This window comes from Cellulomonas sp. P4_H12, assembly GCF_056400905.1.
In genome coordinates this window covers 23,326-36,002 of sequence record NZ_JBFUKJ010000019.1, presented here as the reverse complement: position 1 = coordinate 36,002, position 12,677 = coordinate 23,326, and the positions used below count along the sequence as shown (strand labels likewise).

9 protein-coding genes are annotated in these 12,677 nt (G+C 74.8%); 3 read left to right on the top strand and 6 right to left on the bottom strand.

Annotated elements, in window-relative coordinates:
- Window position 1 precedes the first annotated feature (1 nt).
- Window positions 2–730 (bottom strand): PAQR family membrane homeostasis protein TrhA, encoded by a 729-nt coding sequence (gene trhA / locus AC1DQC_RS12395; protein ID WP_477051542.1) that lies wholly within the window; start codon window positions 728–730, stop codon window positions 2–4.
- Between the two features lie 250 nt (window positions 731–980).
- Between trhA and AC1DQC_RS12390 the strand changes: the two genes are divergently transcribed.
- Window positions 981–1,742 (top strand): isoprenyl transferase, encoded by a 762-nt coding sequence (locus AC1DQC_RS12390; protein ID WP_477051541.1) that lies wholly within the window; start codon window positions 981–983, stop codon window positions 1,740–1,742.
- Between the two features lie 385 nt (window positions 1,743–2,127).
- Window positions 2,128–3,498, top strand: a complete 1,371-nt coding sequence (locus tag AC1DQC_RS12385; RefSeq protein WP_477051540.1) for a PhoH family protein — start codon at window positions 2,128–2,130, stop codon at window positions 3,496–3,498.
- Window positions 3,499–3,547: 49 nt separating this feature from the next.
- On the opposite strand, the gene AC1DQC_RS12380 is transcribed toward AC1DQC_RS12385, so the two are convergent.
- The gene (locus AC1DQC_RS12380; protein ID WP_477051539.1) at window positions 3,548–4,015 is read right to left on the bottom strand and encodes a MarR family winged helix-turn-helix transcriptional regulator; all 468 of its coding nucleotides are present in this window, start codon (window positions 4,013–4,015) and stop codon (window positions 3,548–3,550) included.
- 61 nt (window positions 4,016–4,076) lie between these two features.
- Here AC1DQC_RS12380 and AC1DQC_RS12375 point away from each other — a divergent pair, with 61 nt between their 5' ends.
- Complete coding sequence (locus AC1DQC_RS12375) at window positions 4,077–4,649, top strand: class I SAM-dependent methyltransferase (protein WP_477051538.1); 573 nt, start codon at window positions 4,077–4,079, stop codon at window positions 4,647–4,649.
- Window positions 4,650–4,655: 6 nt separating this feature from the next.
- Here AC1DQC_RS12375 and AC1DQC_RS12370 read toward each other — a convergent pair whose 3' ends face one another.
- From AC1DQC_RS12370 to AC1DQC_RS12355, 4 genes are read right to left on the bottom strand one after another with little or no spacing between them, the layout of a single operon-like run.
- A complete protein-coding gene (locus tag AC1DQC_RS12370; protein ID WP_477051537.1) occupies window positions 4,656–5,372 on the bottom strand; it encodes an ABC transporter ATP-binding protein in 717 nt (238 codons plus the stop codon).
- Window positions 5,369–6,433 carry an ABC transporter ATP-binding protein gene (locus AC1DQC_RS12365; RefSeq protein ID WP_477051536.1) on the bottom strand — a complete coding sequence of 355 codons (1,065 nt, stop codon included), beginning with the start codon at window positions 6,431–6,433 and terminating at the stop codon, window positions 5,369–5,371. The genes AC1DQC_RS12370 and AC1DQC_RS12365 overlap by 4 nt, the downstream gene beginning before the upstream one ends.
- Window positions 6,434–6,458: 25 nt before the next feature.
- Complete coding sequence (locus AC1DQC_RS12360; protein ID WP_477051535.1) at window positions 6,459–9,272, bottom strand: FtsX-like permease family protein; 2,814 nt, start codon at window positions 9,270–9,272, stop codon at window positions 6,459–6,461.
- Window positions 9,269–12,562: an FtsX-like permease family protein gene (locus tag AC1DQC_RS12355; protein ID WP_477051534.1), complete on the bottom strand. Its 3,294-nt coding sequence runs from the start codon at window positions 12,560–12,562 to the stop codon at window positions 9,269–9,271. Before AC1DQC_RS12355 ends, AC1DQC_RS12360 begins: the two co-directional genes overlap by 4 nt.
- Window positions 12,563–12,677: the final 115 nt, after the last annotated feature.

Here is a 12,677-nt window from a genome sequence, read left to right as displayed (position 1 = left end):
GTCAGGCGGAGCCGTACGACGCCATCGACACCGCGATGTAGTGGCAGGTGTACCCGACCACGGTGAGCACGTGGAAGATCTCGTGGAACCCGAACCAGCGCGGGCTCGGGTTGGGCCGCTTGAGGCCGTACACCACCGCGCCGAGCGTGTAGGCCACGCCGCCGCCGGCGATGAGCAGCACGATCGCGAGCCCGCCGGAGCGGTAGAACGCCGGGAAGAACCACACGGCCACCCACCCGAGCGCCACGTACACCGGCACGTAGACCCAGCGGGGCGCGCCGAGCCAGAAGATGCGCGCGAGCATCCCGACCAGAGCGCCCGACCACACGACGAGGAGCAGGGTGCGCGCGGTGTCGGCGGGCAGGAGCAGGACCGACAGCGGGGTGTAGGTGCCGGCGATGATGAGGAAGATGTTGGTGTGGTCCAGCCGGCGCAGGACCGCGGCCGTGGTCGATGACCAGCGCCCGCGGTGGTAGAACGCGCTGGTGCTGAAGAGCATCACGGCGGTGACGCCGAAGACCGCGGTGGACCACTTCGCCTCGGGCGTCGGCGAGAGCACGACGAGCACGATCGACGCGACGAGCACGAAGGGCGCGATGCCCGCGTGGATCCATCCCCGCAGGTGGGGCTTGACTGTGTCGGCCACGCGTTCCGCGACCCCGGTGGTCTCCGCGCTCGCCGTCGGCTGAGCGCCGGGGGTCGCGGGGGTGGGCGCGGGGGACGTGCTCATGGACCGGTCTCGATTCGTCAGCGGCAACCTACGACACCGTAGGTTACGGCCCCGTAGGTAGGGGTGTCGACCACGGCGCGGCGGGTGTGACGCGGTCGACGCGCCCGTCGGCGGCACCCGCGCAGGACCCGTCCGACGGTACCGCGCACGGCCGGACCGACCCAACGTCTCGGCGTCGCGGACCCGGGTCCGCGAGGCCCTCACGACGAGTACGGTGAGCGGGTTCCGGTCACCCACCCAAGGAGTGCGCGTGCGTCTGCCCCACCCGCTCTACGGGCTGTACGAGCGCCGGCTGGCGGCCTCGCTCCCGAAGGACGGGCTCCCGCGGCACGTCGGGGTCATCCTCGACGGCAACCGCCGCTGGGCGCGCAACCAGGGCGAGTCCACGCGGCACGGGCACCAGGCGGGCGCCGACAAGATCGCGGACCTCCTGCAGTGGAGCGAGGACATCGGCGTCGAGGTCGTCACGCTGTGGATGCTGTCGACGGACAACCTGGCGCGGAGCTCCGACGAGCTGGAGCCGCTGCTCGAGATCATCGAGGACGCGGTCGGCTCCCTCGCGGCGACCGGTCGCTGGCGCATCCAGGCGGTCGGCTCGCTCGAGCTGCTTCCCGCCACGACGGTCGAGGCTCTCGTGGCCGCGGAGAAGGCGACCGCCGACGTCGTCGGCCTGCACGTGAACGTCGCCGTGGGGTACGGGGGGCGACGCGAGATCGCCGACGCCGTGAAGGCCTTCCTGCGCCAGCACGCGGACGCCGGGTCGAGCCTGGACGAGCTGGCCGAGGCGTTCGACGTCGAGCACATCGCGGAGCACCTCTACACCAAGGGGCAGCCCGACCCCGAGCTGGTGATCCGCACCTCCGGCGAGCAGCGCCTGGGCGGGTTCCTGCTGTGGCAGAGCGCGCACTCGGAGTTCTACTTCTGCGAGGCGTACTGGCCCGACTTCCGGCGGGTCGACTTCCTGCGCGCGGTCCGCGCGTACGCGGCGCGCGAGCGGCGCGGCGGCCGCTGACCCGTCCGGGTTAATTGTTCCGCGGCCCGACGGGCCCGCGACGGGCGCGCTGCCGGCTCCCGCGCGGCTCCCACCTGCGGCTCCGCCCGGCGCGGCTCGCGCCGGGCTCCACGGCGCCCGGGAGCGCCCAGATGAACAGCGTGTAACCACTTCGCGTGTCTCCGCAGAGGGGTGTGGGAGCGGGCTTATGTTCCCGCGTAGAGGACGGCGACCGCCGTCCCCGGGAGGCCAGCCCATGGAGCATCTGCTCCGGGAGGTGGGCCGGATCCGGCCCTCGGCCGACCGCCCCCGTCCCGTCGCCGCTCGTCGGTGCGTGGTCCTGCTCTGGCAGGACGCCGGCGTCCGGTGCCCGTCGCGGCGCACGTAGCGCCGGAGGGAGCCTGCCGTGGTCAGCAACGCGCAGAACGACACCCAGCCCGAGCCCGCGCTCGAGGGTCGCAGGACGCACGTCCTCGACACCTCCGTCCTGCTGTCCGACCCGCGGGCGATCCTGCGCTTCGCCGAGCACGACGTCGTGCTCCCGGTCGTGGTGATCACGGAGCTCGAGGCCAAGCGCCACCACGCCGAGCTGGGGTACTTCGCCCGGGCCGCGTTGCGGATGCTGGACGACCTGCGCATCGAGCACGGCCGCCTGGACACGCCGATCCCGCTCGGCGAGGACGGCGGCACGCTGTGCGTCGAGCTCAACCACACCGACCCGACGGTCCTGCCCGCCGGCTTCCGGCTGGGCGACAACGACACCCGGATCCTCGCCGTGGCGGCCAACCTCGCCGCCGAGGGCAAGGACGTCACGGTCGTCTCCAAGGACCTGCCGATGCGGGTCAAGGCGTCCGCCGTGGGCCTGCGCGCCGAGGAGTACCGCGCCGAGCTGGCCGTGGACTCCGGCTGGACCGGGATGGACGCGCTCGACCTCGGTGAGCAGCAGATGGCGGACCTGTGGGAGCACGAGTCGATCGCGCTCGCGGACGTCCCCGCCGGCTTCGGCACCGGCAGCACGAACCCGAACGACCTGCTGTGCCACACCGGCGTCGTCCTGCACAGCCCTCGCGGCTCCGCCCTCGGTCGCGTGACCGCCGACAAGCACGTGCAGCTCGTACGCGGCGACCAGGACGTGTTCGGCCTGCACGGTCGCAGCGCGGAGCAGCGGATCGCGATCGACCTGCTGCTCGACGAGGAGATCGGCATCGTCTCGCTCGGCGGTCGCGCCGGCACCGGCAAGTCCGCGCTGGCCCTGTGCGCCGGTCTGGAGGCGGTGCTCGAGCGCCGCCAGCACCGCAAGGTCATGGTGTTCCGCCCGCTGTACGCGGTCGGCGGCCAGGACCTCGGCTACCTGCCCGGCAGCGCCGACGAGAAGATGAACCCGTGGGCGCAGGCGGTGTTCGACACCCTCGGGGCCCTGGTCTCCAAGGAGGTCGTCGAGGAGATCATGGACCGCGACATCCTCGAGGTCCTGCCGCTGACCCACATCCGCGGGCGCTCGCTGCACGACGCGTTCGTCATCGTCGACGAGGCTCAGTCGCTCGAGCGCAACGTCCTGCTCACGGTGCTGTCGCGCATCGGGCAGAGCTCGCGCGTGGTCCTCACGCACGACGTGGCCCAGCGCGACAACCTGCGGGTCGGCCGGCACGACGGCGTCGCCGCGGTGATCGAGGCGCTCAAGGGCCACCCGCTCTTCGCGCACATCACGCTCACCCGCTCCGAGCGCTCGCCCGTCGCGGCGCTGGTCACGGAGCTGCTGGAGGGCATCGAGGTCTGACCTCCCGACGAGCGCCCGGGTCCGCCGCGGGCCCGGGCGCTCGCGCGTGTCAGCCCTCGGTCGGCGGCGCGTGACCGGCGTCGAGGGCGCGGACCAGCGCGCCGAGCCCGAGCGCGAGCGCCCCTCGCTCCTCGTCGGTCAGCCGCGCCAGGATCCGACGGTGGTGCGCGTGCAGCTCCGCGCCGACGCGGTCCGCGATGTCCTGTCCCTCGGCCGTGAGCCGGAGCCGGTAGAGGCGGCGGTTGTCCGCGTCGCGCTCGCGCGAGATCCAACCGCGTCCCTCCATCCCGGCGGCGAGCCGGCTGACGGTGCTCTTCTCCAGACCGAGGCGGTCGGCCAGGTCCTGCTGCGAGGTCGAGCCGGCCGCGGCCAGCTCGGCGAGGGCCATGGTCTCGGACAGCGACAGCTGGACGCCGGCGTGCTCGTGGGGGCGGACCGTCTCCAGCAGCCCGCTGGTCCGGGCGAGCTGCTGGAAGAACCGCCGGAGGTCGTCGTCCGGAAAGGTTGTGGCGTACAACTGTTGCGCCTACGCTCTCGTCGACAATAGTTGTGTCGTACAACTGTAGGGGAGAGCGGCCATGAGCACCACGACGCACCACCACCGGCGCGAGAGCATGTTCGGCCTCGTGCACCATCCCGCGCAGTACAGCCGGTTCGCGGGCCACCTGGCCGCGCGCCTCTACCGACGGGTCGCCCTCGACGTGGGAGGGCTCGGGCTCCCGGCGGGAGCGCGGGTGCTCGACGTCGGGACCGGCCCGGGTTCCCTGCCGCTCCTGGTCGCGGGGGAAAGGCCCGACCTGCGGATCGACGCGATCGACGTCGCGCCGGAGATGATCGCGGAGGCCCGACGCGCGGACCCGGCGGGCGCCGTGACGTTCGCGGTCGCCGACGTCGCACGACTGCCGTGGCCCGACGCGACCTTCGACCTGGTCGTCTCCACCATCAGCCAGCACCACTGGGCGGACCCGACCGCGGGCGTGACCGAGGTCCGACGGGTGCTGCGGCCCGGGGGCCGGGCCTGGATCTACGACTTCCGCTGGGCGCTCGGCCGCGCGCAGCGGGCAGCCGAGCCGCTCGACGCCGACACTGCGGTGGCCCGCGAGTTGTCATGGTTCAGGCCGGTGGGCAGGCTGGTGCTCCGGCCCGCGTGAGCGCGCTCAGCCCTCGACCAGCCGGCCGTCGGCGATGCGCAGGACCCGGTCCGCCAGCGACACCATGAGCGGGTCGTGCGTGGAGACGATCGCCGTCATGCCCTCGGCCTCGACGACCGCCCGGATGAGCGCCATGACTGCCGTGCCGGTCTCGGTGTCCAGCTGGCCGGTCGGCTCGTCGGCCACGAGCAGCCGCGGCGAGTTGGCCAGCGACCGGGCGATCGCGACGCGCTGCTGCTGACCGCCGGACAGCTCGCCGGGCCGTTGGAGCGCGTGCGAGCCCAGCCCGACCAGGTCGAGCAGCAGCCGGACGCGCTCCTCGCGGTCCTTGGTGGGCAGCTTGCGCAGGCGCAGCGGCACGCCGACGTTCTCGGCCGCGGAGAGCACCGGGACGAGCCCGAACGTCTGGAACACGAACGACACGACGTCGCGCCGCAGCTCGACCAGGCCGCGCTCGTCGAGCGTCGACACCTCGCGCCCGTCGACGACCACCCGACCTTCGTCGGGCCGGTCCAGGCCGCCGACGATGTTGAGCAGGGTCGTCTTGCCCGAGCCCGAGCGGCCCACCAGCGCGACGAGCTCGCCGGGCCGGATGGTGAACGACACGTCCCGCAGGGCGTGCACGGCGCCCGTGCCGGACCCGTAGGTGCGGCTGACGTGCTCGACGCTGACGACGGCGTCCGTGGTGGGCGCTGCGGCCGGGGCGGCGGTGGTGGCGGTCATCGGCTCGTCTCCTCGCGAGGGGCGGCGACCGGCGTCGTCCCGGTGGTGGTGGGGGCGTCGACCGCCGTGCCGGAGGAGTGCCTGCCCGAGGGGCGAGCCGGCGGCTCGCCGACCTCCCGCGCAGGCACTACCCGGTCAGGCCAGAGCGACACGTGCGACTCCTCGAGCGCCAGCCGCACACGTCCGACCAGCTGCAACGTGTCCCGGTACTCCTTCGGCAGCTGCACGCGGCCGGCCCGGTCGAGCACCGCGAGCTCCTCGGCCACCACGTGCTCGGTGCCGTCCTCGCGGGTGTGCGTCCGCCGCACCACCTCGGAGCTGGTGCGGCCGTCGCGGATGGCCACGGTGCGCTGCACGTGCTCGCTGACCCCGGGGTCGTGGGTGACGACGACGACCGTGGTGCCCAGCTCACGGTTGACCGTCCGCAGGCCCTCCAGGACGTCGTGCGACGTGGCGGAGTCGAGCTMGCCCGTGGGCTCGTCGGCGAACAGCACCTGGGGCGCGTTGGCCAGGGCGACGGCGATGGCGACGCGCTGCTGCTCGCCACCGGACATCTGCCCGGGCCGGCGCTCGGCGCAGTAGCCGACGCCGAGCACGTCGAGCAGCTCGGCCGCGCGACGGTCGCGCTCCTTGCGCCTGACCCCGGCCAGCGCGAGGGGGAACGCGACGTTCTCCGTGCCGGTGAGGTACGGCACGACGTTGCGGGCGGTCTGCTGCCAGACGAACCCGACCATGGAGCGCCGGTACTCCACCCGCTGCGCGCCCGACATCGCCATGAGGTCCCACGGACCCACCCGCACGCGCCCGGCCGTGGGGACGTCCAGCCCGGACAGGACCGACAGCAAGGTCGACTTGCCGGACCCGGAGGCACCGACGATCGCGACGAGCTCCCCGTCCTCCACGAGCAGGTCGAGGCCCTGCAGGGCCTGCACCTCGATCCCCTCGGACTGGTAGATGCGCACGAGCGAGTCGCACACGATCAGGGCGTTCTCCCCGAACGCACCCGTGCGTTGCTGGGCCCGCTGCTCGAGCGCGCCGAGCGTCGTCTCAGTGACGGTCACGTGGTCCTCCTTGCTCGGGAAACGGTCATCGGTCGCCCACCCTCAGCACCTCGCCCAACCGGTCGCGCCGTCGCACGGCCGACTCCACCAGGACCGCGACGCCCAGCGCCAGCAGGATCACCGCGGCGGCACCGAGGATCGGGACCCAGGTGATCTGGAGCGTCGTGGCCTCCGCGGCGCCGGTGACCAGGTCCAGCCCGAGCGCTCCGGTGAGCAGCCAGGGCACGGCGATCCCGACGGCGGTCCCGGCGACCAGCGCGGCGAACGCCAGCGGAGCGAGCTCCCCGAAGGTCATGGCCCGGGCCGTCCCTCCGTCGAGCCCCAGGGTGCGCAGGGCAGACAGGGTCCGGCCGCGCTCGCGCGAGGTCGCGACGACGGTCAGCACGAGCGCCACGGCGGCGTAGCCCGCGAGCGCGATGCCGACCGCGACCAGCAGCATCAGCAGTCCGGCCGTCAGCGGCGACGACCGCCAGTCGCTGAGCCAGGTGGCCCGCTCGGTCACGGTGACCCCGGACGTCTCGGTGAGGCCGACGGCGTGGACGGCGTCGACGGCACCCGGACCGTCGACCCACGCGACCGTCGGCGGGAGGTCGATGTTCGACGCCGCCTCGAAGCGCGCGCGGTCGACGATGACGAGGGCGTCGGTGTCGTCAGCGGCGTCGCCCGCCGGCGCGGCGAGGACGGGCGGGTGCGCGGCGATGCCGATGACGTCCAGGTCGACGAACCTCGACCTCCCCATCACGGCGGGCTGGACGAGCGCGGACGTGCTCTCGAGCGCGGGCGTGATCAGCGCCGGCACCTGCGAGCCGGACGTGTCGCCGAGCGCCGCGAGCCCCGGGTCGACCGGTCGGCCGGCGGCCGTCAGCACGGCGGCGAGGTCGGCCGCGTCGACCAGCACGACCCGCGCCTTGACGCCGCTCTCCTTGCCGAACGTCCGCTCACCGATCGGGAGGGCTGCAGCGACGGCGGTCACCCCGGGCTCGTCGCGCAGGGCGTCGAGGGTCTCGGGCGGGATCTCGCCGTCGATCCGGACGGGCGCCCCGACCACGATGTCGGCCGCCGCGAGCTGGCCGCGCTGCACGGTGACCGCGGTCGTCCCGCAGAAGACGACCAGCGCGACGGCGACGGTCAGCGTCAGCAGCGGGACGCGGGTGCCGGCCGTGCTGCTCGCCCGCGCGGTGGCGATGACGGGGGCCAGGCCGCGGCGACGGGCCGCGAGGCCGGACAGGCCCCGCAGCAGGGGCGGCAGGGCGCGGGCGGCAAGGAGCGTGGCGGCCGTCGCGAGGAGCACGGGCGTCGACGCGAGCAGCAGGTCGACACCGCCGGTCGCGGTCTGCAGCAGCCCGCGCGCGTGCACGGACACCAGCGCCGCGACGGCGAGCGCGACGAGGGCGAGCTCGGCGGTCAGGCGGCGCACGCGCCGGCGGCGCACCACCCGCTCGCGGTCCACCCGGTTGGCGGGCAGCCGACGCCCGGTCCACGCGCCCCGGACCACCCGGCCGGCCGCGACGGCCGGTGCCAGCGCGGCCACCGCCGTGACCAGCGCGGCGACCGCCCACGACCCACGCGCGTCGGGCTCGAGCAGCCACGCCCCCAGCGCGCCGACGGCGGCCGCGAGGACGACCAGCGGGACGCTCTCCACGAGAGCGCGCACGGCGACCGACGCCACGGACGCGCCCCGGGCCCGCTCCGCGAGCAGGAACGTCTCGCGGCGCACCACGAGCAGGCGGGCGGCGAGCAGGAGGGCGAGAGCGCCGACGGTGGCCAGCCCGATGAGCAGCACCGACGCCTGAGCGGTGCTGGCCAGCAGCCGCGCGTCGGCGGCCTGCAGGACGGTGCCGAGCCCGGTGGTGACCACGGGCGTGTACCCGTCCGAGCCCGTGAGCGTGGTCGGGTCGTTGAGCAGCTGGACGACGGCGCTCTCGATCTCGTCGGTGTCGGTGGCCAGGAGGTCGTCGGCCTGCGCGGGGAACCGGATGACGGTCGCCACCGCCTGGCGCGGCATCCCGAGCTGCATGTCGGGCAGCGACGCGTCGGACAGCAGCAGCGCCACGCGCCCGACCGCGGCGGCCTCGGCGGCGGTGGGCACCTCGCCCAGCAGGTCCGGGTGCGCGGTCCACAGCGGGGACGAGGCGTCGAGGGGTTCGTACAGGCCGGTCACGACGACCTCGACGGCGCCTCGCGTCGGTCCCCTGAGCGCGAACCGGTCACCCACGGCGAGGCCGGCGGCGTCCGCGGCGGCGGCGGAGACGCCGACCTCGACCAGGCGCGGGTCGTCGACGGTCGGCACCGCGTCCGGGTCCGCGCCGGTCACGGCGGGAGCCGGCGACGTCCGCGGCTCGATCCCCGCGACCCAGCGGACCACCGGGGGCGGGCTGTCGCCGGCCTGGCGCGGGGCGGCGTCCGCCACGTGGACGAGCCGCGTCGAGACCAGGCCCGCGTCGGTGGGGATGAGGGCCGCGGGACTCTCGACCAGGGTGACGGGCGCGCCGGTGACGTCGCCGACCGCGGGGGGCAGGAGCTCGCCCATGCTCGACGCGGCGTTGGCGACGATGGTCGCGGCGTCGTCCTGGCGGCCGTCCGCCGTGCCGAGCGCGACGCCGATGGTGGCGACGACGTCCGCCGTCGAGCCGGCGTCCCGCACCGCCTGCTGGACGCCCTCGTCGGCCATCCGCAGCACGATCCGCGGCACGACGAGCGAGAGCAGCACCGTGACGGCGAGCAGCAGCGCGGACAGCGCGAGCAGGCCCGCGTCCTGCCGGCTGCGTCGCCGGGCGACGAGCACCCCGTCCCCGGTCGCCGCGCGCCAGCCGACCGCGACGCGCGTCGTCGCGCTCATCGCTCGTCCCCCAGTCGCAGGAGCTCGCCGGACGCCCGGCGGAGCAGGAGGTTCGTCGTCAGGGCCACCGCGGTGCCGACGAGCAGGACGAGGAGCGTCGCGAGCGCGAGCTGCGTGGGCCACGGCCAGTGCACGACGACCTGCGGCACGGGCCGGCCGCCGGTGGCCGAGACCGTGACCAGGGGCGCGACGACCCGCGCCAGGAGGGCGCCGAGGGCGAGGCCGGCGACCAGGCCGAGCGTGCCGAGGATGACGTGCTCGACCATGACCGACCGCACGAGCGAGGGCCGCGACGCGCCGAGGGCCTGCAGCCGCGCGAGCTCGAGGCGCCGCGTGCGCACCGACACCGTGGCGCTCATCGCGAAGCCGGCCACCGCCAGCGCCAGTGCGGCGAGCGTGACGATCCACAGCGCGGCCTGCACGCCGACGCGCAGCGGGCCCTCGATCGCCGTCGTCTGCACCGCGACCCGGCTGGTCGCGACGCCCAGCTCATCGGTGACCACCTGGTCCACCACCGTGGCCGCGCTGTCGTCGGGGACCTGGAGCCACCACTCGTCGAGCAGGGGGTCCGACCACGCCGACTGCAGCGCCGCCCGCGTGAGGAGGTCGCGGTCGACCAGCAGCCCCGCGCCGCGAGGCATGCCGGGCAGGTACGGGACCTCGCGCGCGATCGACACCCGCACGGACGCGCCGTCGAGGTCGAGCTGCACCACGTCGCCGACCTTCGTCCCGAGGGCGGCCAGCACGGTGTCCGTCGCGACCACCGGCACCACGCCGGGATCGGTGAACGTCATCGCGGCCATCCGCGCCTGCCCGAACAGCAGCCCGATGGAGTCCAGCTGAGCCTTGAGGTGCAGGCCCGCGTCGTCGACGCCGGTCGCCACGAGCGCTCGTCGGCCACGGTCGTTCGCCGGCGCGCCGCCCGACCACGTGGCGGAGGCGAGGGGGACGGGCGTGACGGTGTCGGCCGTCGCCCCGGCCGGCCGCTCGACCGCGCGCACGTTGCGGACCGTGACCGACACGGCCGAGGTCGTGCCCGGTCCCCGCCCCGAGCCCGCGTCGGCGGCGTCCGCCGGGTCGACGAGACCCTGGGCGATGACGGCGACCAGCCGCAGACCGTCCGCCGTGGCCGGCAGCGTGACTCTGACGTCCGGTGAGGTCCCGACGAGCGGCACCACCGGCAGCTCCACCGGCGTCCGCGTGCCGTACGCGTCCTCGACCACCAGCGTGACCAGCAGCAACCCGGGCATCGTCGGGCTGACCGCGCTGTCGACGTCGAGCACCAGGGAGGTGGGCGCGCCGGGCAGCGGGATCGCCCCGTCGGGCGTGGTCGGCGCCAGCGGCGCGCTGATCTGACCCCAGTCGGGCGTGATGCGGCCGCGCAGGAGGTCCCCGGCGCGCGTGGTGTCGAGGGCGAGCACGTTCACCGATCCGCCGTTGCTCGCGTCGTTGCCGTCGGTCGGCACGCCGAAACGGATGCCACGGAACGTCACGGCGCTCGCCGCCTGCACGTCCGGCAGCCCGTCGACCAGCGTCCCCTGCGCGGCCGGCGGCCCGTTGAGCTTGCCCACCCGCACGTCCGTGCCGACCGCCAGGTCCGCCTGGTCCGCCTGCGAGGTGCGCCACGTGGTGAGGAACGACTGCGAGAACGAGCCGACCGCCAGCGCGAGGGTGAGCAGGAGCACCGCACCGGCCGCGCGGGACGGTCGACGGCCCACCTCCCAGGCGGCCAGCGGCGCGACGAGCGAGCGGCCCCTGGCGGCGAGCCGCTCGCCGACGCCGGCCACGAGCGGCAGCGCGCGCAGGGCRAGCACCGCGCCTGCGAGGAGCAGGAGCGCCGGCGCGGCGACGAGGATCGGGTCGAGCCGCGCGCCGGCCACCACGGGGGAGTGGTACGCCTGGAGCTGCCAGACCGCCACCGCGGCGAGGGCGACGAGCGCGAGGTCGACGCCCGAGCGCGCGAGGCCGCCGCGGCGGTCCTGCCGCACCAGCTGCTGCTCGGTGTCGACCACGCTGCCCCGACGCCGCAGGAGCGGCCCGAGCAGGACGCCGGCGAGGACGAACGACGCGACGACGCAGGTGACCCACAGCGACAACGGTCGGCCCGGGTCGGTGTGCATGCCGGCGCGTTCGAGGGGGCCGAAGGACGTGATCAGGCCGAACAGGAGCCCCGCGAGCCACGGCGACACCAGCGTGGTGATGAGGGCGACCGCGGACGCCTCGAGGGCCGCGAGGCGCAGGAGCTGACGGCCCGAGGCGCCGCGCGACGACATGAGCGTCTGCTCGGCCGCGCGCCGGTCGGCGAGCAGCCGGGCCGCGAGCATCAGCACCGTGACGGCGAGCACGACGAGCATGAGGCCGACGATCACGAGGCTGACCCGGGTGACGGCGAGGTTGCCCTCGGCGACGTCGATCGTCTCCGCCAACGACGAGCGGAAGTCGCCGGAGATCGCGAGGTCGTCGACCGCGGCGGTGAGCGACGCCTGCGCGTCGTCCAGCCGGGCGCGCAGGCCGGTGACCGCACCGGAGGGTGCCGAGGTGAGATGCGGGGACGCGACGAGGTCCGCGCTGGCCAGGGCGCCCGCTCCGGCGAGCGCGCCCGGGTCCGCGACGAACGGGCCCCAGGCGTCGGTGGTGACGAAGCCGAAGGAGCCGGGGACCGGGTAGCTGGGATCGTGCTCGGCCCCCTGTAGGAGGTCGCGGGTCCAGATGCTCCGCGGCCCCGTCAGCTCGTGGATGCCGACCACCACGAACCGGGTGTCCTGGTAGGTCGCCATGCTCTGCACGGCCAGCTCGCTGCCCACCGTCCAGCCGTACGCGTCGGCCGTGACCTTCGGGACCGCGACCTCGATGCGGCCCTGGTCGTCGGCCGCGGCGGTCGGCCAGGAGCCGGCCAGCAGGGTCGCGTCGGCGGGCAGCTGCGGGTTGGCCGCCAGGTAGGACAGGGGAGGCACCCGGCCGCCCTGACTGACGAGGCGGTACATGGGGGACGTGAGCCACTGGGTGCGCGTCGCGGGGACGTCGCCCAGCAGCTCGTCCAGGAACGACTCGCCCGCGGCGACCGCAGGGGCAGGGTCGGACTTGTCCAGCAAGAGGACGGCGTCGATGTCCGTGGCAGTGAGGGGGGCGCGGTCCAGTGCCGTGTCGAGGGCGCTGTGCGCGCTGGTGAACAGCAGGAGGGCGAACGTGCCGAGCAGCGAGGCGCCGACGATCGCGACGGCGACGACGGTGGCGAGCAGGGTCCGCTGAGCGCCGGCGCGGTGGCGCAGGACGCGCAGGCTCCAGCCCATCCGACCTCCTCGTCCGCGCGGGCGCGCACGGGTCATCGAGAGACGAAGGGTGCGCGGTCCGGCGATCGTATGGGAGCCCGAAGAAAGTGTGGGAGCGATTCCGCATTTGTGATCG

Excerpts from the sequence above, each read along its gene's own strand:
- AC1DQC_RS12375 (WP_477051538.1), top strand. The coding sequence starts at position 4,077 with ATGAGCACCACGACGCACCACCACCGGCGCGAGAGCATGTTCGGCCTC.
- AC1DQC_RS12370 (WP_477051537.1), bottom strand. The coding sequence starts at position 5,372 with ATGACCGCCACCACCGCCGCCCCGGCCGCAGCGCCCACCACGGACGCC.
- AC1DQC_RS12360 (WP_477051535.1), bottom strand. The coding sequence starts at position 9,272 with ATGAGCGCGACGACGCGCGTCGCGGTCGGCTGGCGCGCGGCGACCGGG.
- trhA (WP_477051542.1), bottom strand. The coding sequence starts at position 730 with ATGAGCACGTCCCCCGCGCCCACCCCCGCGACCCCCGGCGCTCAGCCG.